This is a genomic window from Bacillus sp. PDNC022, from assembly GCF_016919285.1.
Classification (GTDB): domain Bacteria; phylum Bacillota; class Bacilli; order Bacillales; family Bacillaceae; genus Bacillus; species Bacillus safensis.
This window is the reverse complement of record NZ_CP070345.1, coordinates 3,585,991-3,611,169: the sequence shown is the minus strand read 5'-3', so window position 1 is coordinate 3,611,169 and position 25,179 is coordinate 3,585,991. Positions and strand designations below refer to the sequence as shown.

Sequence of the window (25,179 nt, the reverse complement as noted above, 5' to 3'; positions counted from 1 at the left end):
CATTCATTACCTCAGCTTGAGGTTACCACTTGTCATTTCAATATCGACTAAATGTGTCCCTTTTCCCTGCGTGCCTGTAAAGCCTCGACCTTCACTATTCACCTGATCAAAGTCATACGAGTGGTCGACGCTTCCACTTGTTTTTTTCACCTGAACGTTGAAATCTCCTTCATCTGGTAAATTAAATTTCGCGCTCCCTGATGTCATATGAAAGGAGACAGGTGACTCAATTGTATCAAAACTTGCCGTCAATCGACCGCTTGTCATGCCCAGTTGCAGTTCTCCTTTGACATCTTTAATATCGGCACGACCCGAAGTTGCCCCAATATCACTATCCTTTGCATCGATGTGCGACACTGCCAGCCTGCCAGAGGTTGCTTTGATTTCTACATTTTTTGCTGAAAAATTCTCGGCTGTGAGGTTTCCACTCGTTGATTTGAGTATCACATCTTGAAGGGACAGCTTTCCTTCTCCTTTAATCTCGCTGACTCCGCTTCCACCCGTAATCTTCACATTTTTATGATAATCTGTTGGAATTTTAACTAAGAGCTCTCCTTTTTCAAATTGAGTGAAAAACAAGAAGCTTTTATTTTCAGCACGAACTTTGAATGTACCGCCTGTTTGCTCCGCATACATTTTCCCTTTTCCATTGACAGCAGTCACCGAAATATCGGAACGATTTTCAGGTTTTACCTTTACGCGAAACCCAGAAAGAGAAATATCTAATTGATCAATCTCATCTGTTTTCGCTGAAGCTGTTGTCACTGGTTTTTCACGGGAAAAACTTAAATGAAAGAGATCTCCATTTTTGAAAAGCATCCCAATCATTAAAAAGACACCTGCAAGTATAAAAATTAGACCGATTAATCTCTTCATCATACCATCCCTTTATCTTCTGACCTTTTCATTATAAGGAAAAGCGAAACAGAAAGAAATCAAATATCGGAAGAAAAAGCATGCTTTTCTTCCGATTTGACCTCTATACGTTTGCTTGCTGCTGTTCAGGCTTTTTATCGAGCTTGAGTTTCTGCCATTCTTTTTCAACCTCATCGGCATAGTCTAAATGAGCATATGCCCCTTGATCCGCAAATTGTGCATAGCTGCCTGCTTTTGTTTCCATTTCTTCAATACGGTTCTCCATTCGAAGAAACTCTTTATATGCACTTTCACTGTCTACTTTATTGATGGAATCATTCATATGCTGCTTTGCCTGCGCGGCATTTGCTCTTGCAATCAGAGCCTGCTTCTTGTCCTTTATATCACGCAGCTTCGTTTCTAAGTGCTGTAATTGCTCTTTCAGCTCTTTCAATTGTTTCACAGATTGCTGGTACGCTTCCTGGTATTCGTTGTGCTTTTCTTCAAAATACTTCATTTCAGTAAGCGCTTTTCGTGCAAGCTCTTCTTCTCCCGCATGATATGCCAGCTCGGCCTGCTTCTTTCGCTTTTCAGCAAATGCTTCCGTCTCTTCTGCTTTGCGCAGGAAGCCTTGCTGAATTGTTTGCTGTTTGATGATGGCATGTTTCGCTTTCGCAACATCATCCTCCATATCACGAACGTATTGATTCAGCATGACACGCGGATTCTCCAATTTATCTAAACCTTCATTGACAGTTGCAACAAACATATCTCTTACTCTTCTTAATACCATTTGATATTCCTCCCTTTATTTTTTCTTTAAAAAGTCTTCCCATTCTTGATCAAAAGACGTATGAATCGGTTCTTCCGTATTAGGTGCCGTGTTTGGCTCCATATATGCTCTGCTTGATGATTTTTTGGTAGATTCACCATTGATCATCGACCAGCCAAAATAAAGAAGTACCCCTGCAAATGCGATGCCAAGTATAAACGGCAGAAATTGCACGACGATCAGTACACCAATGACTGCTAGAATGACACCTAAGGTTTTACTGCCTTTTTCGTATTTTTTAACACCTACATAGATGAGCCCTGCACCAATCAAAACCGGGATCAGCCCACCTAATGAACCACCAAAGAAGATGGATAAACCGACAAACAATAAAATTGAACCGATAATGGTTTTACTTGTTATTTTCATCTTCATGCCTCCTTTCTTGCTCCTTGCTTTAACTATAGTCAAAAAAGAAAGCCGGCAAAACGTGTCACAGATTGATCTTTGATTGCGACTAGAGTCGTAACAATGCTCAGACTGAACGGTTGAATCAAACAAAAAACACTCTTCGAAAAGAAGAGTGTTGCAGATTGTTGACAAAGGGCTAAAATGATCTTTATTTTAGCCCTTTGTCTTCTTTTCAGCGTGATAGATAACCTTTGCAGCCCTAGGAAGGGCGAGTACCGGAGCGGAGCGAATTTGACATTCGTGAGCACCGGAGCGCAGACCTGACCCCGAATGCGAGGGTTTGTCTACACGCTGAAACACTCATCGAAAAGAAGAGTGATGTTAAACGTATGGTAGAATCACAGAATAAGTTGTATCTAAATCAAGCAAGAGGTAGGTGTCATATATTGATAAATAAAGATCAACTAGCTGATCTATTTGCTAGTCATTCTTTTCACATACAAGAAATCTATCGTTTAGTCATCCAGCCCCATAGTACATTAAGGGAGTTTAAGACAGAAAGTGCGGGCTTTCTTTTCAGCATTCGCGGGGAAGCTAGACTGAATGTCAATGGAAAGATCTACGATTTGCAGCCAGGGTCCGTCATGCATGTAACACCCGGATGCAAGCTTGCTCTGCAGGTGATCAGTCAATCAGAATACGAGTACCATTCACTGTTCTATCATTTGGATTGTGATAAGAAATCTGACTGTGACACTGCGTTCAAACTGGAAACGGGAGCAAATCCGAGAATCATTGAAATACTCACCATGCTCCATCAGAATGTCCATGTACCCGGCGGGATGGGAAAACTTCGAGTCAAAGAATTATTTTTGCGCATCCTATATCAAATGCTAATGAGCTGTAAGCAGAAAGAGAGCCCTCCTCATGAAAGGGTCATTGAGGAAGCCATCGCTTATATTAGAGGACAATATATGATTCCATTAACACTTCAGGATCTCGCTGAACTGTTCGATATGAACCCTAAAAGCTTCTCATACTTTTTCCATAAATATACCGGACTTCACCCAATTGACTATGTCATCCAGTATCGTATGGAAAGAGCGCTTGAAATACTAAAGGCAGGCAATATTCCCATCCGTGATGTTGCTATGACTGTCGGCTATCCCAATCCGCTATATTTTAGCAGACTATTTAAAAAGAAATTTGGAGTGCCGCCTAGCGCATATACCGCTAAATAAATCTTTCACACTTCTTCTCAAAACGATGGATGCCAGCCCCATTCCTTAAAGGAATTCTACAGCTCTCTATGAAACAACCAGCCTAACTGCCTCAGAAATTGAAGTCGATCAAGATCATCCCTTTTCTGTCAGCCCAGATTAGATAATAATGCATATGATATTCGTTATTTGTGTATTCGCATTTCACGAGGTCCTTGCTATACTATTCAATGATAATGATTATCAATATCGATTATTACTAACTAATAATCAGCAACGACTGGGAGGCAGATGATGTGAACAAAAAAAGGCAGCTTTGTATCGGATTGTCCTTGTCAGCGACCTGGTTGAAGGGAAAAGGCTGGCAGCATCCGAGCAGCATGGTAGAACACTTATTCTCAACCAACTTTTACGTTGAGCTTGCAAAGAGAGCAGAGATGACCAAGCTTGACTTTCTTTTTAAGCCGGATTCACTGGCCCTCAACATAGAGTCATTGAATCACTCCCCTGGCTTTGGCGGTCTTGATCCAACGGTTTTGCTTTCTTCGATTGCTCATGAGACGGATCGAATCGGACTTGTTTCAACCGCCTCGACTACGTTCAATCCTCCCTATGTAGTGGCGAGACAGCTTCAGTCCTTGCACTCGATCAGCAATGGGCGTGCCGGCTGGAATATTGTCACTTCGATCGACGGAGCCGATAATTTTAGCCATTCACCCATGCCAACCTCAGAAGAACGGTATAAGAAGGCGGTGGAATTTACGGATGTTGTACGCAAACTTTGGGAGAGCTATCCAAATGAGGCACTGCTCTTCAATCGAGCAACAGGACAGTTTGCTGACAAGGAGAGAATTTCTTCTATTCAACATGAGGGTGATTTCTTTCAAATTAAGGGGCCGCTTAATGTGCCGGCTCATCCGTCAGGAACCATTCCTTTGTTTCAGGCAGGTGCTTCGGAAACGGGGCGGGATTTTGCCGCTTCAACCGCAGATGCGATGTTTGCAGCAACCCCTGATCTGGCCTCAGGCATTGAATTACGGAAAGACATGAGGAGAAGAGCAAGCAAGCATGGCCGCCAACCGGATGAGATCCGTGTGCTGCCTGGCTTGTACTTTTTTATAGGAAAAACACGTGACGAGGCACATGAAATGTATCGAGAGGCGCATTCCCATATAAGCACTGCACAAGGTTATGCAGCGATACAATCGATTCTAGGTCTCGATATTCGTCACCTTCCCTTAGATCAACCCGTTCCTGCCGATATGCTGCAAGGATTGGATGAGCAGGTACGCAGTCAGACTCATGCTGATTTGCTGCGCAGGTTGATTGTACAAACGCAGCCTACCGTAAGAGAATTACTCTCCAGACCAGAGGTCATTGGATCGGCACACTGGGTCATCGTGGGAACAGCTGAGGATGCACAGAGAGAAATAACCAGATGGTTTGAAGCAGGCGCTTTAGACGGTTTCATTGCTCTTCCGGGCTCAGTACAATCACTAGAATTATTTTTTGACGAATTGGTTCCCTTACTCGTCCAACATGGCTTATTTAGAAGTGAATATATAGGATCCACCTTACGTGAGCATCTGGGGATGAAATTAAGCACGACTACAATAGACAGTTTGAGAGGAGTTTTGAAAAGATGAATAAAAAATTAATGATCATCGGCTTCATTTCCTTATTGATGCTGATCATGGCGGCATGCGGCGGCGGAGACAAGCCTAAGCAATCAACTACAGCCTCCGGAAGCAAAAATGCAGGAATTGAAAATTCAGATGATGCTGCTACGAAAACAATAGAGTATCTTGGGAAAAAGTATACCATCCCGAAAAAAGCCGAAAAAATCGTCATTACTGGGGCGATGGAAGCGATGGAAGATGCCGTTGTACTTGATGTTCATCCGGCAGGGGCAATATCAGTAGGAGGAAAGTTTCCGAAAATATTTGCTTCAATCACAAGAGATTCCGAATCAATCGGTGAAAAACAGCAGCCAAATTTTGAGAAAATATTAAGTTTGAAACCTGACGTTATTTTAGGCTCCTCTAAATTTCAACAAGTCGTACTGAACAAGTTAGAGAAAATTGCGCCGACCATTCCGATCTCCCATATCGCGACAAATTGGGAGGCTAATTTAGAGCTAATGGCCGAATTAACAGGAAAACAAACGAAAGCAGACAAAATCCTCACTCAATACAAAACAGATGTCAAAGACGCAAAAGCTTCGTTAAAGGAGAAGCTCAAGGATAAAAAAGTAGCCATCATTCGCATTCGGGGAGCACAAGCCTTCGTATATCCAGAAGATGTGTATTTCAATCCTGTTTTGTATAACGAATTGGGTCTCGCCGTTCCTCAGCCGGTTAGCTTGGCAAAGACGCAAGAAGCAATCTCTGTCGAGCAGCTCGGGGAAATGAATCCAGATTATCTATTTGTACAATTTTCTACGGATGAAAATCAAGAGGCAAGGCATGCATTTGATGACATGAAAAAGAATCCTGTTATTCGAAACATGACGGCCTTTAAAAAGGATCAGGTTTATACCAATGTGGTACATCCACTCCTTGAAGGAGGACCTGCTTATAGCCGCATCCAGTTTTTAGAAGCCTTGCAGCAGCAATTAGAAAATAAATGAGACTGCATGATTGAGATTGCATGAATCAGCTATGAAATCATGACTATGGTCATTTTTAAAAATAAATGAAAAAAAAGAAGTGGGGAGAATTGTACGATGCAGGATATGGAAGTATATGATGTAACAATTATTGGCGGCGGACCTGCTGGATTGTTTTCCGCCTTTTATAGCGGGTTGCGTGAAATGAAAACGAAACTGATTGAATTCCAGCCTTTCCTTGGAGGAAAGGTTCATGTTTATCCAGAAAAGATGATCTGGGATATAGGAGGATTAACGCCTGTTCCAGGCTCTCAGCTAATCGAACAAATTGTTGCTCAAGGACTGACCTTTGAACCAAAGGTCGTACTTGGAGAAAAGGTCACCTCTATTTCTCAAGACGAAACAGGTCACTTTGTTCTCCACACCGCGTCCAATCAAAAACATTACTCCAAAACCGTCATTTTAGCTGTTGGAGGAGGTATTCTCAAGCCGATTAAATTGGATATTGAGGGTGCAGGACGATTTGAGGTTCAAAATTTGCATTATACGGTCAAATCCCTTGCACGCTTTAAAGATAAAACCGTGTTGATTTCAGGAGGTGGTAATTCAGCCATTGACTGGGCGAATGAGCTGGAGCCGATTGCCAAACAAGTGTATTTAACCTACCGGAAAGATGCTTTAAAAGGACATGAAGCCGAAATATCACGACTTAATAACAGCTCTGTCAAATGCCTGCTTCATACCTCGATTGAAAAGCTCATCGCAGCAGACAATCATGAGCGGATTGAAACGGTTGTCCTCAAAAATAATCAGGACGATGCCTTATTTGAGCTATCCATAGATGAAGTCATAATCAATCATGGATACGAACGAGACAAAGAGTTACTTGCGAATAGCTCCATTAAACTAGAGCAGAAAGATTACTGGATTTCAGGAACTCCACTGAGTGAGACGTCAGTCCGGGGCATTTATGCAGCAGGCGATATTTTGCATCATGAAGGAAAATTGCATTTGATTGCTGGGGCTTTCCAGGATGCTGCGAATGCAGTAAACCAAGCCAAGCAATACGTAATGCCTGATGCAAGTGCTCGTGGAATGGTTTCTTCGCACAATGACATATTTATTCAAAAAAACAAAGAGCTGATGAAGCATTTGTATACGAAATAACGTGTTCATTGAACAAGCAGACTTGGAATCCCTTATGTGCTTACAGAAGGAAGACGTTTAGCACTCTTCTCATTCGAAGAGTGCTTTTCCTTATTTAGATCGAAACACGTCGGCACTTCGTTCATATTCAACATCAGCTTCACCAAGCCGATGATTCACGATTCGGGCGGCAGCAAATAAATAATCGGATAGACGGTTTATGTATGTGAGCGCAACGGCTGGAATCTCCTCCTGTTTCGCAAGCGTCACAATATGCCGCTCTGCTCTTCTTACGACTGTCCGCGCTACATGTAAGAGAGCAGCGCCTTCCTGACCACCTGGTAAAATAAACTTGGTGAGCGGCGCGGCTTCTTCTACATAGACATCCATTCTTTCCTCAAGAACTGTCACAGAGGCTTCTGTTAATTTGCTTTCTTTACGTGGTGTCACTGCTGCCAGATCACCGCCGCAGTCAAACAGCTCATGCTGTATAATGATCAGCTCTGACAAAAGGTCCTGAAACAATTCGCCATGCTGCCGTAATTTTGCATGCGCGAGTCCAATAAAGCTATTCGCCTCATCTAACGTACCATATGCCTCTACTCTCACATCATCTTTATCAGCTCTTCCTCCTATCAAGCTTGTTTGTCCCTGATCCCCGGTTTTCGTATAAAGTTTCAATGGTATTCCCCCTTTTTTACTGCTTTGTCCTTTTTAGTATAACCTGAACTGAATAAGAAGCAGTTGTTTTACTAAAACATGTTGAATGAATGTCATCAATGAAACAGAAAAGTGAACCAAATGGTTCACTTTTGAATGGCATTCAACGTTTGAAGAAGCCCTTGCACCTTTTGTCCCAATCTTTCGTGTAAAAGGTCAGCATCTTCCGTTTCTTGCGTATTGGGTGCAGCAATACAAAGGTGATGGATCGGATAACTTGTTTCTTGCTTCATGTTATGCATAAGCTGACCCATGAACTGAACAGCTGCGCCGTCTGATAAAGATCGTTTAAGGATAAGCCAAATGGTCAACTCTTCTTGTTGAAGCATGCCGTAAAGGATCATATCGTCTTCGGCGTCTTCTGCGGCATATTCCGCTAATCCGTTAGCTTGCTCGAAAAACAGCATATCTTCAGCTGGCTCTAGCTGTTCATGAAGCGTCTTCGTTCCCGTTCCAATAGACCTTTTCCAAAAAAATCCGCCGTTTTTCTTATGTGAGGAAAGGATGCGAAGAGGCTGATTCACGGAAAACGTCATTCCTTCTGAGCCATATGTCCTCCAGCCATCCGCTATGTTTACAATTGATGCTTTAGAAGAGGCCGCAGGCTCAATCATCAGCTGAGGGTTTGCCCTAAATGGATGCTGGAGCGGTGTTACACTTGTTTTATACACACGGTTGATTCGTTCAGTGGTCAAGACGTGATGCGGCAGTCCTAACTTATCAGTCTTTCCTTCATGAAGCAGAAGCAGCCGATCACAATACAAGCTGGCGATGTTCACATCATGAAATACACCAATGACCGTTAATCTAGAGGAAGTCGTTTCTTCTTTAATTAAATCAAGCAAATCTTTTTGATAGGCTAAATCAAGGAAGCTGGTTGGTTCATCCAGCAATAAATATTCAGGCTCCTGCGCTAATGCCTGTGCCAAATACACACGCTGCTGTTCTCCTCCACTTAACTCATGGATGGGTTGATTCTTAAACTGTGCAACACCCGTTTGTTCCATGACTTTGCTGACGACCTGCACATCTTCTTGCGTGACAGATTGCAGCCATCCTTTTTGATATGGATAACGACCGAATTGGACGGTTTCTTCCACCGTAAATGAAAAAGCTTGGTCCGTTTTCTGTGGCAGAACTGCCATTTTTTGCGCAAGCGTCTTGGGCTGATAGGATTGAACAAGTTGACCGCCAAGGCGTACTTCACCGCTCTTAGGTGCTAAAATTCCTGCCATCATTTTAAGCAGGGTCGTTTTACCGCTCCCGTTTGGGCCGAGTATACCGAGAAATTCTCCTTGCTTTACTTCAAGACTAATGCCACGAATGATCTCTTTCTCTCCATATCCACCTCTGATTTCCTTCACTTGAATCATACGTGCGTCCCCCCTCTATATTTACGAATGAGGATGATACCAAATACAGGTGCACCAATTAACGCAGTAATGATGCCAATCGGTAATTCAGTCGGCTCAATGATGGTACGGGATAACACATCTGCTAATACAAGAAAGGAAGCACCGTTCAGCATAGACAAAGGCAGCAGATGCCGGTGATCTGTTATAGTTAAGAGGCGGATAAAATGTGGAATCACAAGTCCTACAAAACCGATCGTACCCGATACCGCTACTGCACTTCCGGTCAGAATCGAGCCCGCCAGCAGCACAATATATTTGCTCCTTTTCACATGTACACCTAATAGCTTTGCTTTCTCCTCGCCATACGTCATGACATTCAAATCTCGCCCCATCAACATTAAAGCGAAGGTCCCAATGAGAAAGAAAGGTAGAAAAAGCGCAATATAACGCCAGCCCCTCATGGACACACTGCCAAGCAGCCAATGAATGATCTCTTTTAGATCATCACCTGTTAAAGCAATCATCAATGAAATGAGCGCACCCAAAAAAGAGCTGAAAATTACCCCTGTCAAAATTAAAGAAGAGATGCTCATCCCCCGATGAACAAGACGTGCAAAAAAGAGAACGAGACAGAGGGTCACAAGCGCTGTTGTCATACTGAATAATGGCAGTGTGAAACTGCCAAAAAGCGGGAGCTGCAAGCTAAAAAACAGGGTCGCTACCGCTCCAACTGATGCCCCTTGAGATACCCCCAGCGTATAAGGGTCAGCGAGAGGATTTTTTAATAAACCTTGAAAAGCTGCACCAGATAATGCAAGTGCTGCTCCGACTAATGCCGCTAATATGACTCTTGGCAGCCGAATGTTCATCATAATATTGCGATCGATGGAATCAAAGGTTCCAAACTGCACTCCGAATAGTTCATGAACAAATATTCGAAGAATAGAAGGAATGGGAATCCCTAAGCTTCCAAAGGAGATTCCCATTCCAATACTCATTACAAGAAGTAAAGTACTTAATGTATATGCGATGATCAATTTATTTGAACGTGTCAGGATAGACGCTTTTCGCAAGAGCCTCGACTCCTTCAACCAATCGCGGTCCCGGTCTTGATGCGAGATCCGTATTCAATTGAAAGACTTGTTTTTCTTTCACTGCTTTCATTGCATTCCAGCCGTCTCTTTTTTTCAGATCAGCTAAGGTGGAACCATCAATTGTCACGATGACATCAGGATTTCGTTTGATGATCGATTCTTCTGTCATTTGCACCCAGCCAGTTTGATCGCCAGCAGCATTTTTGGCATGGATAACAGAAAGCATTTCATCCATAAATGTATTTTTACCAGTTGTATAGATTTCAGGAGCACCTGACACTTCGACAAAGACTGTTTTTTGTTTGTCTTTCGAAATCGCCTCTGCTTGTTTATTGATGTCATTCAGTTTTGTTTTCATCTCGTCTACAAGCTTTGTTGATGCTTCTTTCACGCCAGCTGCTTCACCGATCATATTGATTGATTTGTACACATCCTTAAAGGAGGTCGCATCATTTACAGTCAGCACTTGGATTCCTGCATCTTCAAGCTGTTTAAATCCATCTTTTGATCCCATCTGAGATGCATGTGCTAATACAAGATCTGGCTTTAAGGAAATGACCTTCTCGACATTGAATTCAAGCCCGCCAATCTTCTCTACCTTTTCGACTTCCTTTGGATAATTGTCAAAGTCTGATCGTCCAACCATTTTATCTCCAAGACCGAGTGCATAAGCAACCTCCGTATTACTTGGAATTAACGAAACAATTCGTTTAGGCTGTTCTTTGATTTCGACTGTTTTGCCAGCTGCATCTTTAATCGATACTGGAAATGCCGCAGTGGCCGTTTCTTTATTTTGTGACCCTTTTGCTTTGTGATCTGTCTCAGCGCCTGCACATCCTGCTAAAACACCCATCACAAGCAATAACGATAGCCAAATAGCTGTTAACTTTTTCATGAGTGGACCCCCTGGTTTATGTACTGCTTGACGAAATCTCTTTCGTCAATTCTTTTCTAATTTCGGGAATATTATACTACAGTGCAGATAGGTTGTATATGTGATTTCTAAAAGCGTTTTTTCTGTTCACAAAACAAAAAAACAGCCTCTGAAAAGACTGTTTTTCACTCTTCTATTAATTGATTTGTTCTCCATTGATGACGACTTTCTGAAAGGCAGGCGAAACAGCATGCTCTAAAGATAGGGGATACGCCACATCATCTATGACACAATCTTTCATTTTAAAATGAGTAACAGGAGAATGTGCGTATGCGGCTATTTTTACACCATATCGTCCGCCACTGCTTTTGAGTCCTTCTACTTCAATATGACGTACAACAGGACGATGAGGACCAGCATCTCCTTCCTCATACATCATGTCGATACAGACCACTTCATGCTTTAGACTTTTGACTGTATTGTTTTTAAAATAAATATGTTCAATGGTGCCGCCTCTGACAGAGTTGGTTTTAATACGCAGTGCCCGGTCAAGGTTTGGACTGTCCATTACATTATTTTCAGCATAAACATACCTTACGCCTCCAGAGATTTCGCTCCCGATCGTCACACCGCCGTGTCCATCCCGCATCTCATTTCTACGAATGACGATGTTTTCAGATGGAATCCCTATTCTTCGCCCATCCTCGTTTCTGCCCGATTTGATGGCAATACAATCATCTCCGTTATCAAAATAACAATCTTCAATGAGTACATTCCGGCAAGACTCCGGATTGACACCATCTGTGTTTGGTCCATGCCCAATGATTTTAACGCCGCGGACGATGACGTTATCACTTAACACAGGATGAATTTGCCACATTGGTGAATCCTTCACTGTCACTCCTTCGATTAGAACATGCTGACATTGGTATGGCTGAATAAAGCTCGACCTTAAATAATGGCCTTCTCCAAACACCCTTTCTTCTACCGGTATTCTCTTTTCTGCCATTTCAAACAAGAGCTGACGATCCCGATCCTGAGAGGGCTGGCCATTCGTCCCATACTTCCAAGGCCACCAATGATGCTCATCCCCTCTGCCATCAAGCGTTCCTGCTCCCGTAATAGCGATGTTTTCTGCATGGTGTGCATAAATGAGAGGTGAATAATTATAAAGCTCAACCCCTTCATATCTTGTCAGTACAAGAGGCAGGTAATTCTTTGGGTCTTGGCTGAATGTCACATAGGCTTTCTCATGCAGATGAAGTTCTACATTGCTTTTCAATTCTAAAGCACCTGTCATAAATGTTCCTGCTGGGATCAGCACCCGTCCCCCTTTCAACCGATGCGCATCATCAATGGCAGACTGAATGGCATTTGTAGAAAGCTCTTGCCCTTCCGCATCTGCTCCATAATGCACCACATTCAATTCATGATCTGGGAACTGCGGTGCTTTTATCTGCTTTAGCACTTGATCGATTCCGTTTGCTTTCTTATTTTTCTTCCCTTGCTTTGCTAAACGAGCAATTCCGACTCCAGTTAGTACCGTTCCCGCTGTGATATACATCAAACCCCGTTTTTTAGACACTTACTCATCCCCCAGTCGCCTTAAAGTGTGACACCTGTTTTGAAAATAGCCAGCTCTCTAAAATTGTTTTTTTCATGATTTAACAGCTTCCCGCTCGCTACATCAATGACAGTTGAAATGAATTTTTCTAACACAACATCTTCCGGTACATCTTCAAGCAGTTCTCCAGCATTAAAGTCAATCCAGTGCTTTTTTGTTTCATATAAAGCTGTATTGGTCGAGATCTTCATTGTTGGCACAAACGTACCAAATGGTGTCCCTCTGCCTGTTGTAAACAGGACCATTTGACAACCGGAAGCAGCCAGTGCAGATGAAGCAACCAAATCATTACCCGGTGCACTTAATAGGTTCAATCCCTTTTGTTTCAGCAACTCTCCATATTTCAATACATCTTTAATATCAGAAGTACCTGCTTTTTGTGTACAGCCAAGAGATTTATCCTCTAATGTCGAAATTCCACCGGCTTTATTTCCCGGGGAAGGATTTTCATATACCGGCTGTCGATGATCCATGAAGTATTGTTTGAAGTCATTAATCATTTGTACAATATTGTCGAAAGTCGCTTCTGATGCTGCTCTCTCCATTAAAATCGTTTCAGCACCAAACATTTCGGGCACTTCTGTCAGCACAGTTGTTCCGCCTTGCGCGACAAGAAAATCCGACAGTCTGCCTAAAAGCGGGTTTGCGGTAATACCAGAGAATCCATCTGATCCTCCGCACTTCAAACCGATTTTCAGTTCAGATAACGGAATATCTTCACGATGATCTTCTTTCGCCGCATCATAAATTTCCTTGAGTAAAGCGACTCCCGTCTCAATCTCATCTCCTACTTCTTGGCTTCTTAAAAATTTCACTCTCGTACGGTCATATTCACCTAATGTGGACTGAAAATCCTCAATGTCATTGTTTTCACAGCCAAGCCCAAGAACGAGTACTCCTCCAGCGTTAGGGTGTTTCACCGCATTTTGTAAAATGGTTTTGGTATTTTCATGATCGTCTCCAAGCTGTGAGCAGCCATAATTGTGCTTTAATACGAGGGCTGTTTCAAAAGGATGGATGTTTCCACCCATTTCAGCGGTGAATATTTTGATCATTTGATCTGCGATGCCATTCACGCATCCAACGGTAGGAACAATCCAAAGCTCATTACGGATCCCACTTTCGCCATTTTTTCGTTTATATCCTTTAAATGTAAGATTCGTTTTTTCATAGGGATTTTCTGATAATGAAGGCAGGTATTCGTATTCGAGCTTGCCAGATAGATTGGTTTTGATATTATGCGTATGCACCCATTCTCCAGCAGAAATTACAGTCACTGCATGACCAATGGGATAGCCATATTTGATAATATTCTCTCTTTGCTTGATTTCAGCCAATGCAAACTTATGACCTTTGGCGACGGTCTCTTTTAAGATAATCGTATGTCCTTGATGCTGCAGCTCCTCCCCTTGCTCAAGCTCTTTTAAAGCAATACCGACATTATCTGAAGGGTGGATGACAATAAAGTCTTTCATGCTTTCTCCCCCTGACTTTCATATTGATGAAGCATCATTCGATGAACAGCTGCTCTCATCCCATGCGTCTGTATGAGGGTAAGCTGATCAGCTACAGCTTGACTCAATCCATTTATATCTGTTAAATCTCTGCCCCATAATGACTCGCATGAAAGAATTTTCGCTGCAATTCCTTCAGTAGAATGGTTTTCCTCTTCCCATGCTTCCTTCATGAGCGTTAGCACAGTTTCATCATCCTTTACCCTTCCTGCATGTGCTCTGTAGAAATAAATGAGACTGCTAAGTGAAAACACAAGTTTCATTGGCAGCTGTTTCTTTCGCTCAACATAATCAAGCAATGACGGGAGATTACGGGTTCGGAATTTGGATACCCCATTCAGTGCAATATCCAGCAATTGATGCTTTACAAATGGATTGCAAAAACGATCCCAAACGGATTGTGTATAAAGAAGAAGCTCATCTTCGGGGAGTTCAAGCCCTGGAAGTACTTCTTCCTCCAGCATACGCCTGACGAACGGACCAACATGCTCATCATCCACAGCTTCTTTTACAGTTTCTAAACCGCATGAATAGGCAATCGGCACCATCGCTGTATGTGCACCATTTAAAATTCTTACCTTGCTCATACGATAAGGCGCAATATCCTCTACAAAAAGTACATTTAATCCTGCTTCTTGAAAGGGGAGCTCCTTTTGCACAAAGGCAGGCGCTTCAATGACAAAAAGATGATAATATTCTGCCGTGACAAGCAATTCGTCGATATACCCTGCCTCCTTTTCTACAATTTCAGCCGCTTCCTTAGAGAATCCAGGGACAATCCGGTCCACAAGTGTATTACAAAACGTGTTGGCTTCCTTTATCCATATAATAAACGCAGGCGGCAGTTCCCACTCAGCTGCCATACCGATCACATATTCCTTCAATCGATCACCATTTTGTTCCACCAATTCACAAGGCAGAATGATCAGACCTTTCTGCTTATCTCCAGCAAATGCTTTAAACCGGTGATACAAGAACGCTGTCAGCTTTCCTGGAAAACTGGCTTGCGGCCGATCCTCCAAACGATCCTCCTTTCTGAACACAAGTCCTGCCTCCGTCGTGTTTGAGAAGACAAAGCGGAGATCCGGGTTTTCCGCTACGTGTAAAAACTCCTCGTAATCCGTATACGTACTAATTCCTCTGCTAATCGATTGGATGATCATACGTTCATTCATTTCTTGCTGGTCATGATATCCTTGAATACATAATGTGTACAAGCCGTCTTGTTCATTTAAGGATGCTACCGATCCTTTTCGAGGAGGAACAACAACCGCTCTTCCTTTAAAATCTGTGCAGTCGTTCAGCTTCTGGATGTGCCAATTGATAAATCCTCGCATAAAATTTCCTTCGCCAATCTGCAAAATCGTTTCCGGATACTCAGGTGCCGGGTATATGACTTTTGATAATCGTTTCAAATGGATTCCCCTCTCCGCGCGATATGCACACGTGAACATTTTTTCTAAACAGATGCTGATTACTGCACCTGTTTGACTGAATCTCTGATCATCAGCTCTGTGTGGACATACACTTTTTCCATATGATCTTCTTCTTGTTCTTCACCGTTTATCACTGAAAGGATAGCTTCTGCTCCAAGTGCACACATTTTTTCAATCGGCTTTTTCACCGTTGTCAATGCAGGTGTGGTATAGGATGAAAAGGCAATATCATCAAAACCAATTATAGAAATATCACCCGGACACGTTTTGCCTTTTGCAAATAAAGCATTCATTGCACCAATCGCCATGTCATCGTTTGAGCAAAAGAGCGCTGTTGGCGGATCATCAAGGGCCAGCAGTGATTCCATTGATTCATAGCCGCTTTTCATGTGATAGTCGCCTTTCATCATATATTCTTTCTTCATAGGTATTTGGTGATCAATTAACGCTTGCAGGAAACCAGCTTTTCTTTCTTGAGTTGATTTAAAGCCTTCTTTTCCTTCAATAATAGCGATTTGTTCATGACCTTGCTGAATGAAATGGTGTGCAGCCTGATAAGCTCCTTGACTATCATCTGCTAATATATTCATGACCTCATCACTTTCTACACGGCGATTCAGCACAATAATGGGAATGCCCTGTTTCTTCACATGATGGATAAATGCTTCATCGTGCTCGCTTTGGCTCATAAGCAAAATGCCATCGTAGCGTTGTTTATGAATGGTTGTGTAATCGTGAAAGTCGTCAATTCCTCTTACAAAGAGATTATAATGCTCTGTCATGACGCTATTGACACCTTTTAACGCATCCACAAAGAAGCTTGAAGATGTGCCTTCTGTTAAACTCGTAAAAAATAGACCGATTGTAAACGATTTTTGTGATACAAGGCCTCTTGCATGGACATTCGGTGAATAATTCAGCTGTTTTGCAATCGACAAAATTTTTTGTTTTGTCTTCTCCTTAATAAAAGGACTGTTATTCAAAGCCCTTGATACCGTGGTATGAGAGACGTTTGCCAATTTTGCTATGTCTTTAATTGTGACTGTCATGCTATTTCCGCCTTTTATGATTTTTTACCATCTTATCATAAAACCGCTTTCATTTTCTTTATGTCATTCTGTTTGGATGCTTGAGCTGCTTTGCCCGGTCAAATTGGAAATACTGTCTGGCATTTTCATAGCTGATTCCTTTCACGATTCCCCCTAGCAGTTCAAGATCATAAGGGACTTCTCCTTTTTCTACCCAATCTCCGATGATATCGCAAAGCAGTCTTCGAAAATATTCATGCCTTGTATACGAAAGAAAGCTTCGTGAATCTGTCAGCATCCCAATGAAACGGCTGATCAGTCCAATACTGGATAGAGCCATCATCTGCTCTGTCATCCCTTGTTTCGTATCATTAAACCACCAAGCTGTACCATGCTGGATCTTCCCAGGTGTCGTCCCGTCTTGAAAGCTTCCAGCCAATGTTGAAATCACAACATTATCCCGAGGATTCAAGGAATAGAGAATGGTTTTTGGCAGTGCCTGTTTTTGTTCTAAACGATCCAATATTCGGCAAAGCGGCTTGGCAATGTCTTCATCATTCATCGCATCATACCCTGTATCTGGTCCAAGCCGTTCAAACATTTTCGTATTGTTGTTCCTAAGCGCATTGATATGAAGCTGCATCGTCCAGCCCCGCTCATAGTAAGCCTGACCTAGCTGAATAAATGTTTGTGTTTTAAATTTGATCTTCTCTTTTTCCGTCAATGAATGCCCAGACATTCTTTTATGAAAGATGGCTTCCACTTCTTCTTCCGTCGTTTCTTCAAACGTCATTTCGTTAATAGCATGATCTGAGATCAAGCAGCCCTGTTCATGGAAAAAATCAATTCTTGCGAGGAGTGCTGTCAAAAAGTCTTGATAGGATTGTATTGAAGTAGATGAAGCCTCAGCCAGTTCATGAACATACGCTGCAAATAAATGATTCGTTATATCGAGTGCCTTATCAGGCCGAAATCCGGGAAGCACTTGCACAGTGAATCCTTCTTCCCGCAGTTTTTGATGATATTCAAGCGAATCGACTGGATCATCTGTTGTCACGACTGTTTCAACGTTCGATTTCACAATGAAGTCTCTTGCACCAAAACCCTCTCCTTGCAGCTTTTCATTTACTTTCTGCCAGATGATGTGTGCGGTTTTTTCGTTTAAAAGTTCTTCTACACCAAAATATCGTCTCAGCTCTAAATGAGTCCAGTGATAGAGCGGATTTCCAATGGTCATGGGAACGGTCTTCGCCCACGCCAGAAATTTCTCATAATCTGAGGCATCCCCTGTGACTTGCGATTCGGGTATGCCATTTGCTCTCATGGCACGCCATTTGTAATGATCTCCGTAAAGCCACGCTTCGGTGATATTATGGAAGGTTTTATTTTCATAGATTTCTTTGGGGCTTAAATGACAATGGTAATCTATAATTGGAAGGTCCTTTGCAAACTCATGGTATAGCTTTTCCGCCGTTTGACTGTTGAGTAAAAAATGCTCATCTAAAAAGGCTTTCATCAAACTCCCCCATCTCTCTTATAGATAAAAATGATTTGTTCACGTTAACAATTTTATTGTAACCGTTTACAAATTCAATTTCAATCCTGAAACAGGAAAAAACGATCTCCTTTAGAAAAGAAAATCGTTTTTTGGCTATTTTACAGGTGATGATTTTTTTAGGATAATCGCAATAGTTGTTCCAGTGCCTAGTTCACTTTCAACTTGAATATCACCGTCATGCAGCAAGACAAGCTCTTTTGCTATCGCAAGCCCGAGTCCTGTTCCGTTCGTTGGATCATTTGTATTTGTCCCTCTGTAGTAGCGGTTAAATAGGTGCTCCACCGTTTCCTGTGCCATTCCGCGGCCATTGTCTTTCATTTCGATCCGAACTTCTTCATCTGTTTCAGATAAAACAGCTGTAATATGAGTGCCTTTTTCGTTATGCTTCACTGCATTCGCCAGCAGGTTCTCAATCACTCGTCTGAACCAGGCTCTATCGATCTCAAATATGACACCATCTGTTTGATCTTCAAAGGAGCATGGATAATCCTCAGATGAGGAGCTTCTTGAAAACTCGTCCATAATGGAAGCTAAAAATTCACTGAGTTCGACCGGTTTCCGATTAATAGGCAGGGCACCATTCTTCAATCGGTATGTGAGGTTTAAATCCTCGATTAGTGTCGACATGTATTCTGATTTCTCACGAATCACCTGTCCCATTTCCATGACTTCTTCCTTGGACCATTGATATTGATCGGATTCAAGCATGAGTCCATAGCCGTAAATCGTACTTAGAGGCGTTTTCAAATCATGAGACAATCCTGCAATCCATTCTTCCCTTGTGGTTTGAATTTTTCTTCGGTTTGCTTCGTTCTCTTTTAACGTATGTGTGAGCTGATCCATTGTTTTTAGAATATCCTCAAATAAACGGTATTCCCGCTTAATACGGCCTTTTTTATTTTTACTGACTGGAATTCCCTTTCTATTTGTTGGTTCCTGCAATTTATTTTTTGATAAGAAAATCAGCCAGCGAATAATGTGATAAATTGGCAGCCCATAGCGATACGAATACCATAATGTCATGACAATAATAATAGTGAGTGCAAGACCTGCAATTAAGATGGTTGTATATTGATTTAAAGCGTCTGTCTCTTTATCGTATAGCTCGTCTGGGCTGTATACTTTATTTGGTACTGAAACGATGATATACAGTTTTTTATTCACTTTTATATAAGTGAGGTCACTTCTAAACTCCCAAGGCTTCGATTGATACTTGAGCAATTCAACATCTGTTACATCATGTTTCAAACTGGTGTTGGCTCGAATGCCTTTTAAATATTTCCCTTCTTCATTGAACAGATGAACCGATCCGTTCATTCTCTTCAGGAATTCTTTCGTTTCAACCGAATACTGAGATAATGCAGCCAAATTTTTCTCGTGCTGTTTCAGATAATTGGCTACCTTTGTGCTGTTCGTTTTGAACCCATATAACACAATAAAGCTTTCTTGATCAATCTCAATTGGCCAGAAGTACATCTTGTAATCTTTGAATTCTTTTTTTTCAAAGATCTTGATCATTTCATCCTTTTGATAGGATGTTGGAATGGATTTAGGCCGGTGATAACTATAAACGTTATTCTTTTTCGAATCAATCACTTGCAGCCAGCCGTCTCGTTTTTTCACTGCTTGCTTGAGCTGATCGTCGGCTTCCATTTTTCCATCCTCGTTAAAATAAAGCCAGCTCATGAGTGTATCTCCATCAGCTTTTGTTAAACCGGTTTCAGCCATGTTCTCGTATTGTTTTGTTAAATATAAATTATCAGAGAACGTCTGCCCGATCGTCAGAATGGCAATCACAATAAACATTTGTCCGACAAAGTGAAAGAAAAGTTTTGATCGTAAATTCATAAATTATTGAAGGACCTTTGCAGGGTGTGGTATAAATTTATATCCCATACCACGGATCGTCACAATATATTCGGGCTGACTCGGATCTAATTCGATCTTTTCTCTCAGCTTTCGAATATGAACCATGACAGTGTTGTTATCACCATATGATGGGACGCCCCATACTTTCTCATAGATTTGATCTTTTGAAAGAACTACATTCGGATGGTCACAAAAGTACTTCAGCAAAGAAAGAAGCTGAGCAGAGCATGCCGTCACCTCTCCTCTTACTTTCAATTCGGCTGCATGAGGATGATAGGAGAAATGGGCATAATGATATTGGCTTTGAGTATCTTCTTGCTCCTCCTGTAAGGAGATATATGTTCGGTTTAGGTGAGCCTTAATTCTAGCCACTAACTCAAGCGGGTTAAATGGCTTCGTGATATAATCATCTGCCCCCTGCGCAAAGCCCGTCAGTTTATCGACATCAGACGTTCTTGCAGTTAAATAGAAAATAGGCGCTTTCGTTAATTTTCTGATTTCAGGCAGAACGTCAAAGCCAGACTTACCGGGCATCATCACATCTAGAAGTAAAAGGTGGATGTCCTCGTTTTTGACAACATCTAATGCTTCATCTGCATGGTAGGCTTTATAAATATGCTTGAATCCTTCTTTTTTTAATACGCGTTCAACCATTTTCACAATTGCTTCTTCGTCATCTGCAATCAATATTTTTGCTGTTTCCACGCATCTCTTTCCTTTCTAGCTATGATCTCTAACCGTATATTACCATTGTCTAAAGTAAAAAAGTACCTCTTTTCTGCATAAAAGCGAAAAAATATCAATTGGAGAAAATAGCAGCTTCAGGAATTTTCAAACACGCAAAAAAACCCGGCAGCTGCACCGAGTTCCTTTACATCTATTATCCATTCACAGCTTCTAGCTTTCGTTCATGATTCATTAAGTCATATGTTAAACAGATCGGCTTATTCGTCCTAGGATCAAGCACAATTTCTGCATCAATATGGAATACCTGACTGAGTACCTCTTTGGTCATGACCTCATGTGGCGTACCGTCTTTTATCACTTTCCCTTGATTGAGGGCAATCATGTAATGTGAAAAACGCGCCGCATGATTCAAATCATGAATGACCATCAACACAGTTCGGCCCTGCTCTCTATTTAAGCGTTCTAACAGTTGAAGAATCTCGAGCTGATGTGCAAGATCCAAATACGTCGTAGGTTCATCCAATAGGAGCAGCTCTGTTTCCTGAGCAAGTGCCATCGCTATCCATACACGCTGACGCTGTCCACCTGAAAGTGCTTCAATTGGCCGATCATGAAAAGCGATCATTCCCGTTTCTTCAAGTGCCCATCTAATGATTCGTTTATCTTCATTTGATAAGCGGCCAAACCCATTTTGATGCGGGAAACGTCCATATGACACGAGCTCATACACTGTCAATCCACTTGGTGCTTCGGGCGTTTGCGGTAAGATCGCCATTTGTTTTGAAATTTCTTTTGTCGGCGTCTCATGGATGGCCTGGCCATTTAAGTAAACAGCTCCTCGATTGGACTTCATAATACGAGACATCGTTTTTAAAATGGTTGATTTCCCGCAGCCATTCGGTCCAATCAGTGTTGTCACCTTGCCTTTTGGGATACTGACATTCAAATCTTCTACAATCAAACGGTCTTGATAACCGATACAAAGCTTTTCTGTTTCGAGCGATTTCATATGTTGTCTCTCCTTCCTCATTAGTTCGATTTCATCAATAAGTAAATGAAGTAAGGTGCGCCTAGAGCAGAAACGACAAGGCCAACTGGCACTTCTGATGGTGCAAGTATGACGCGGCCAAGTGTATCTGCCAGTAATAATAACAGCGCGCCAATCAACGCGGAGGCCGGTATCATTCCTTGATGCTTTGGCCCAACAAGCTTTCTCGCCAAGTGCGGTGCGGCTAATCCTAGGAAAGAGATACTTCCTGCAACAGCAACACTCGCACCTGCTAATGCAACGGCAATCAGCATGAGAAGGCTTCTTTCTTTATGAACAGAAATGCCCAATCCATAGGACAGCTGATCACCTAAATTCATAATGTTTAAGTAGCGTGATCTGACAAGCGCTAATATAAGGAAAATCAGCATCCATGGCAGAACAGATAAGACGTATGTCCAGCTCGAGCCATAAATGCTTCCAGATAACCACACGATGGCTTGGTTAAAGTCATTAGGGCTCATCTTCAATTGAATGACCACAATCGCTGCTGAAAACGCAGCATTCACACCAATACCAGTTAAAATCAATCGAACAGGTGTGATGCCTTTTTTCCACGCTAACACATAGATGAGAAATGCAGCAAAGCCTGCACCTACGAACGCGAAAAGCGGCAGTACAAAAATCGTAAAATCACCTAAATTCGTCATCGCGCCTTGAAATGCAAAGATAAATAGCACAACGGCAAAGCCAGCACCGGCATTGACACCGAGAATACCTGGGTCAGCTAAACCATTTTGTGAAACACCTTGCCAAATCGCTCCTGATACAGCGATAGAAGCGCCGACAAGTAAAGCGATGACCATTCTTGGAAGCCTGAACTCGAATAATACGAGCTCATCCATTTCACTTCCGAATCCAAAAAGGGTTTTCAATGTATCCATCGGAGAGATCCTAATTTCTCCGGTATTTAAACTAATGAGGAACACAGCTACGATCGCGAAAAAGATCATGAGCATCGTTCGTTGATATTTCTTTTTCTTTGCTTGCTGCACCATTTCCATTTAAATTCCGCTCCTTTCACGTCTAGCTAAATATAAGAAGAAAGGAACGCCTATAATCGCAGTAATGGCACCGACTGGCGTTTCAAACGGAGCGTTGACCAGCCTTGCAGCAATGTCTGCATAAATTAATAAAATGGCACCTAAAATAGCGGAGCATGGGATAATCCATCGATAGTCCACTCCGACCAAGAATCGAGTGACATGAGGGATCACAAGCCCGATAAAACCAATAGAGCCTGCTACCGACACGGCAGCACCCGTTAAAAGGATAACAACCAATATACCAAGCACCTTGACCGTTTTCGTATACTGTCCAAGTCCTTTCGCCAGTTCTTCACCTAAGCTCAGAACCGTGATCGAGCGGGCAAGGATCATTGCAATGATTAGTCCTGCAATGGCAACTGGGATGATGATATGAATGTTGCTCCAATTCACACCTGCCACTCCGCCAGCATACCAAAAGCTCATATCTTGAGCGACGTCAAAACGGATGGCAATGGCTGAGGAAATGGAGCTCAAAAGTGCTCCAACTGCCGTACCAGCCAGTGCGAGCTTTACCGGGGTCAGTCCCCCTTTTGACATAGTACCGACACCAAATACAATCGAGGCACCGAGTGCGGCTCCAACAAATGACCAAAGAATTAATGTAAAAGAAGATTGGCCAGGGAAAAATGCTAATGCAATGGCAATTGCAAATGCGGAGCCATTTGTCACACCCATAATCTCAGGTGACGCAAGCGCATTTCTTGTCATTCCTTGCATAATGGCACCTGATACGGCTAAAAAGGCACCGACGAGGGCAGCTCCAACTGTACGCGGCAGCCTCAATTCTCGAATGATTTGATGTGAAGTTTGATGTGAATCAAAATGAAAAACGGCTTCCCATACAGTCTGTAGATGAATGTTTGCCGCTCCTAATGATACCGATAAAAAAAGACCAAATGCTAAAGCGATGATTCCTATGATGATAACAGCTGCTGTTCCAAAAGGCTTCGTGACAATATCGATCGTATCATCGCTGGCTGGCAGCTGTTTATTCGATTGTGAGCCCAAAACCAGTCTCTTCCTTTCCGTTCATGTCTATTCTCTATTAGTGATAATGATTATCAATCTCGAAGTCTAGTATATCACTTTCTTTTCTTTTTGAAATCATTGTTCTGATAATTTTCTTTATTTTCATCAAAAAACTGTGAGAATTTCATCATTTTTCTTTTGGTTCTAAATTAGCCGATGCATTTTTATTCCTATCATGTTACGATGAAATCGAAAATGAGAATCATTATCAAGGGAAAGTGAATAGGAGAGAATTTTTGTGAAAAAACGAACTGGATTTCTTTTGATTTCTTTATCCATCCTTATGATCTTTACAGCCGCTTGCGGCAGCACTTCAAATAAACAATCTGCAGCAGCGAAAAAGAATGACATGATGACATATCAGGATGCCAAAGGTGAAGTGAAGCTTCCGAAAAATCCGAAACGAATAGTGCTTCTTGCAGAAAGCTATTACGGGGACCTCGTCACACTCGACAAGACGCCGGTTGCTACAACATCACCCATCTTTAAAAATCCTTTTTATAAAGGGAAAACAGATGGCGTCGAAAATCTTGGAAGGACTCCATCAGTCGAAAAGGTAGCCGCTTTGAAGCCAGATATGATTATTGCTTGGGGAGAAGATGAGAAGTTTGATCAATACAAAAAAATCGCCCCAACTGTAGCGGTTAAATACAACCAATATTCTTTCAAAGACCAGCTAAAAGAATTCGGTAAAATGACAGGTACACCGAAAAAAGCAACGGAATGGATCACGAAATGGGATACCAAAATTGCTGAGGTGAAACCAAAGGTCACCAAAGCTGTCGGCAGCAAAACGGTCTCGATCGTATCGCCATTTGATAAAGGTATTTATATCTTCGGAAACACTTTTGGCCGCGGGGGCGAAATCATTTATGACGAGTTGAAATTGAAAGCACCGAAGGCCGTCCAAAAAGAAGCGATCGACAGCGGTGTCGGCTATGCAAATATTTCTCTTGAGAAGCTGCCAGAATTCGCAGGCGACTATATTTTCACAGGTCCATGGAGCGGTTCAAAAAGTAAAGGAGACCAAGTGTATCAAAGCAGCATTTGGACATCACTTCCTGCCGTAAAAAATAAACGTGTATTTGAAATAGATCCAGTCGGTTACTTCTTTAATGATCCAGTGTCACTAGAAGGTCAGCTAGAGTTTATTGTGGACCGATTGACATCTGCATCATAAAAAAACGTTTCTCCAGAAATGGAGAAACGTCCAAATTATTGACAAAGGGATAAAATGAGCTTTATTTTAGCCCTTTGTCTTCTTTTCAGCGTGATAGAAAAC

Annotated in this window: 22 protein-coding genes; 5 read left to right on the top strand and 17 right to left on the bottom strand. The window is 42.1% G+C overall.

The genetic code is table 11. From position 1 onward, the window contains the following. Positions 1 to 6 precede the first annotated feature (6 nt). The 3 genes from liaG to JVX94_RS18320 form a co-directional block, all read right to left on the bottom strand. The gene (gene liaG, locus JVX94_RS18330; RefSeq protein ID WP_205184065.1) at positions 7 to 876 is read right to left on the bottom strand and encodes a LiaG family protein; all 870 of its coding nucleotides are present in this window, start codon (positions 874 to 876) and stop codon (positions 7 to 9) included. Positions 877 to 979: 103 nt separating this feature from the next. Continuing rightward, on the bottom strand, positions 980 to 1,648 hold the full coding sequence (gene liaH / locus JVX94_RS18325) for a stress responsive protein LiaH (protein WP_095409535.1): 669 nt from the start codon (positions 1,646 to 1,648) through the stop codon (positions 980 to 982). 15 nt (positions 1,649 to 1,663) lie between these two features. Continuing rightward, on the bottom strand, positions 1,664 to 2,056 hold the full coding sequence (locus JVX94_RS18320) for a hypothetical protein (protein WP_111292639.1): 393 nt from the start codon (positions 2,054 to 2,056) through the stop codon (positions 1,664 to 1,666). 428 nt (positions 2,057 to 2,484) lie between these two features. On the opposite strand from JVX94_RS18320, the gene JVX94_RS18315 reads away from it, so the two are divergent. The 4 genes from JVX94_RS18315 to JVX94_RS18300 all read left to right on the top strand — a co-directional run bounded on the left by JVX94_RS18315 (position 2,485) and on the right by JVX94_RS18300 (position 7,033). Next, positions 2,485 to 3,279 (top strand): AraC family transcriptional regulator, encoded by a 795-nt coding sequence (locus JVX94_RS18315; RefSeq protein WP_095410054.1) that lies wholly within the window; start codon positions 2,485 to 2,487, stop codon positions 3,277 to 3,279. 275 nt (positions 3,280 to 3,554) lie between these two features. Further along, entirely contained in the window at positions 3,555 to 4,904 is a 1,350-nt protein-coding gene (locus tag JVX94_RS18310) for an NtaA/DmoA family FMN-dependent monooxygenase (protein ID WP_197197687.1), read from the top strand. Next, on the top strand, positions 4,901 to 5,887 hold the full coding sequence (locus tag JVX94_RS18305; RefSeq protein ID WP_197197686.1) for an ABC transporter substrate-binding protein: 987 nt from the start codon (positions 4,901 to 4,903) through the stop codon (positions 5,885 to 5,887). Before JVX94_RS18310 ends, JVX94_RS18305 begins: the two co-directional genes overlap by 4 nt. A 96-nt stretch (positions 5,888 to 5,983) precedes the next feature. Next, positions 5,984 to 7,033, top strand: a complete 1,050-nt coding sequence (locus JVX94_RS18300; RefSeq protein WP_205184063.1) for an NAD(P)/FAD-dependent oxidoreductase — start codon at positions 5,984 to 5,986, stop codon at positions 7,031 to 7,033. Positions 7,034 to 7,123: 90 nt separating this feature from the next. Here JVX94_RS18300 and JVX94_RS18295 read toward each other — a convergent pair whose 3' ends face one another. The 14 genes from JVX94_RS18295 to JVX94_RS18230 form a co-directional block, all read right to left on the bottom strand. Beyond that, the gene (locus tag JVX94_RS18295) at positions 7,124 to 7,693 is read right to left on the bottom strand and encodes a cob(I)yrinic acid a,c-diamide adenosyltransferase (RefSeq protein ID WP_205184061.1); all 570 of its coding nucleotides are present in this window, start codon (positions 7,691 to 7,693) and stop codon (positions 7,124 to 7,126) included. A 125-nt stretch (positions 7,694 to 7,818) separates the two neighbouring features. Further along, the gene (locus tag JVX94_RS18290) at positions 7,819 to 9,105 is read right to left on the bottom strand and encodes a heme ABC transporter ATP-binding protein (RefSeq protein ID WP_205184059.1); all 1,287 of its coding nucleotides are present in this window, start codon (positions 9,103 to 9,105) and stop codon (positions 7,819 to 7,821) included. Beyond that, the gene (locus tag JVX94_RS18285) at positions 9,102 to 10,160 is read right to left on the bottom strand and encodes a FecCD family ABC transporter permease (protein ID WP_205184057.1); all 1,059 of its coding nucleotides are present in this window, start codon (positions 10,158 to 10,160) and stop codon (positions 9,102 to 9,104) included. The genes JVX94_RS18290 and JVX94_RS18285 overlap by 4 nt, the downstream gene beginning before the upstream one ends. After that, positions 10,126 to 11,076 carry an ABC transporter substrate-binding protein gene (locus JVX94_RS18280; protein WP_205184055.1) on the bottom strand — a complete coding sequence of 317 codons (951 nt, stop codon included), beginning with the start codon at positions 11,074 to 11,076 and terminating at the stop codon, positions 10,126 to 10,128. The genes JVX94_RS18285 and JVX94_RS18280 overlap by 35 nt, the downstream gene beginning before the upstream one ends. A 175-nt stretch (positions 11,077 to 11,251) precedes the next feature. Then, complete coding sequence (locus JVX94_RS18275; RefSeq protein WP_095409544.1) at positions 11,252 to 12,640, bottom strand: glycoside hydrolase family 28 protein; 1,389 nt, start codon at positions 12,638 to 12,640, stop codon at positions 11,252 to 11,254. 20 nt (positions 12,641 to 12,660) lie between these two features. Then, complete coding sequence (locus JVX94_RS18270) at positions 12,661 to 14,154, bottom strand: UxaA family hydrolase (protein WP_205184053.1); 1,494 nt, start codon at positions 14,152 to 14,154, stop codon at positions 12,661 to 12,663. After that, positions 14,151 to 15,608: a tagaturonate reductase gene (locus JVX94_RS18265; protein WP_205184051.1), complete on the bottom strand. Its 1,458-nt coding sequence runs from the start codon at positions 15,606 to 15,608 to the stop codon at positions 14,151 to 14,153. Before JVX94_RS18265 ends, JVX94_RS18270 begins: the two co-directional genes overlap by 4 nt. Before the next feature lie 59 nt (positions 15,609 to 15,667). After that, positions 15,668 to 16,678 (bottom strand): LacI family DNA-binding transcriptional regulator, encoded by a 1,011-nt coding sequence (locus JVX94_RS18260; RefSeq protein WP_095409547.1) that lies wholly within the window; start codon positions 16,676 to 16,678, stop codon positions 15,668 to 15,670. Positions 16,679 to 16,736: 58 nt separating this feature from the next. Further along, positions 16,737 to 18,173, bottom strand: a complete 1,437-nt coding sequence (gene uxaC / locus JVX94_RS18255; protein ID WP_205184048.1) for a glucuronate isomerase — start codon at positions 18,171 to 18,173, stop codon at positions 16,737 to 16,739. Positions 18,174 to 18,308: 135 nt separating this feature from the next. Continuing rightward, complete coding sequence (locus JVX94_RS18250; RefSeq protein ID WP_095409549.1) at positions 18,309 to 20,063, bottom strand: HAMP domain-containing sensor histidine kinase; 1,755 nt, start codon at positions 20,061 to 20,063, stop codon at positions 18,309 to 18,311. Positions 20,064 to 20,066: 3 nt separating this feature from the next. Continuing rightward, positions 20,067 to 20,789 carry a response regulator transcription factor gene (locus tag JVX94_RS18245; RefSeq protein ID WP_095409550.1) on the bottom strand — a complete coding sequence of 241 codons (723 nt, stop codon included), beginning with the start codon at positions 20,787 to 20,789 and terminating at the stop codon, positions 20,067 to 20,069. Between the two features lie 175 nt (positions 20,790 to 20,964). After that, a complete protein-coding gene (locus JVX94_RS18240) occupies positions 20,965 to 21,780 on the bottom strand; it encodes an ABC transporter ATP-binding protein (RefSeq protein ID WP_048237424.1) in 816 nt (271 codons plus the stop codon). Positions 21,781 to 21,800: 20 nt separating this feature from the next. Continuing rightward, positions 21,801 to 22,823 (bottom strand): FecCD family ABC transporter permease, encoded by a 1,023-nt coding sequence (locus tag JVX94_RS18235; RefSeq protein ID WP_095409551.1) that lies wholly within the window; start codon positions 22,821 to 22,823, stop codon positions 21,801 to 21,803. Beyond that, on the bottom strand, positions 22,824 to 23,876 hold the full coding sequence (locus JVX94_RS18230; RefSeq protein WP_095409552.1) for a FecCD family ABC transporter permease: 1,053 nt from the start codon (positions 23,874 to 23,876) through the stop codon (positions 22,824 to 22,826). Between the two features lie 259 nt (positions 23,877 to 24,135). Between JVX94_RS18230 and JVX94_RS18225 the strand changes: the two genes are divergently transcribed. Continuing rightward, complete coding sequence (locus JVX94_RS18225; protein WP_205184045.1) at positions 24,136 to 25,077, top strand: iron-hydroxamate ABC transporter substrate-binding protein; 942 nt, start codon at positions 24,136 to 24,138, stop codon at positions 25,075 to 25,077. The last annotated feature ends 102 nt before the right edge of the window (positions 25,078 to 25,179 follow it).

What these genes read in the sequence shown, in the direction of transcription:
- liaG (WP_205184065.1), bottom strand. Translation starts at nt 876, where the DNA reads ATGAAGAGATTAATCGGTCTAATTTTTATACTTGCAGGTGTCTTTTTA.
- liaH (WP_095409535.1), bottom strand. Translation starts at nt 1,648, where the DNA reads ATGGTATTAAGAAGAGTAAGAGATATGTTTGTTGCAACTGTCAATGAA.
- JVX94_RS18320 (WP_111292639.1), bottom strand. Translation starts at nt 2,056, where the DNA reads ATGAAAATAACAAGTAAAACCATTATCGGTTCAATTTTATTGTTTGTC.
- JVX94_RS18305 (WP_197197686.1), top strand. Translation starts at nt 4,901, where the DNA reads ATGAATAAAAAATTAATGATCATCGGCTTCATTTCCTTATTGATGCTG.
- JVX94_RS18300 (WP_205184063.1), top strand. Translation starts at nt 5,984, where the DNA reads ATGCAGGATATGGAAGTATATGATGTAACAATTATTGGCGGCGGACCT.
- JVX94_RS18290 (WP_205184059.1), bottom strand. Translation starts at nt 9,105, where the DNA reads ATGATTCAAGTGAAGGAAATCAGAGGTGGATATGGAGAGAAAGAGATC.
- JVX94_RS18280 (WP_205184055.1), bottom strand. Translation starts at nt 11,076, where the DNA reads ATGAAAAAGTTAACAGCTATTTGGCTATCGTTATTGCTTGTGATGGGT.
- JVX94_RS18270 (WP_205184053.1), bottom strand. Translation starts at nt 14,154, where the DNA reads ATGAAAGACTTTATTGTCATCCACCCTTCAGATAATGTCGGTATTGCT.
- JVX94_RS18260 (WP_095409547.1), bottom strand. Translation starts at nt 16,678, where the DNA reads ATGACAGTCACAATTAAAGACATAGCAAAATTGGCAAACGTCTCTCAT.
- uxaC (WP_205184048.1), bottom strand. Translation starts at nt 18,173, where the DNA reads ATGAAAGCCTTTTTAGATGAGCATTTTTTACTCAACAGTCAAACGGCG.
- JVX94_RS18250 (WP_095409549.1), bottom strand. Translation starts at nt 20,063, where the DNA reads ATGAATTTACGATCAAAACTTTTCTTTCACTTTGTCGGACAAATGTTT.
- JVX94_RS18240 (WP_048237424.1), bottom strand. Translation starts at nt 21,780, where the DNA reads ATGAAATCGCTCGAAACAGAAAAGCTTTGTATCGGTTATCAAGACCGT.
- JVX94_RS18235 (WP_095409551.1), bottom strand. Translation starts at nt 22,823, where the DNA reads ATGGAAATGGTGCAGCAAGCAAAGAAAAAGAAATATCAACGAACGATG.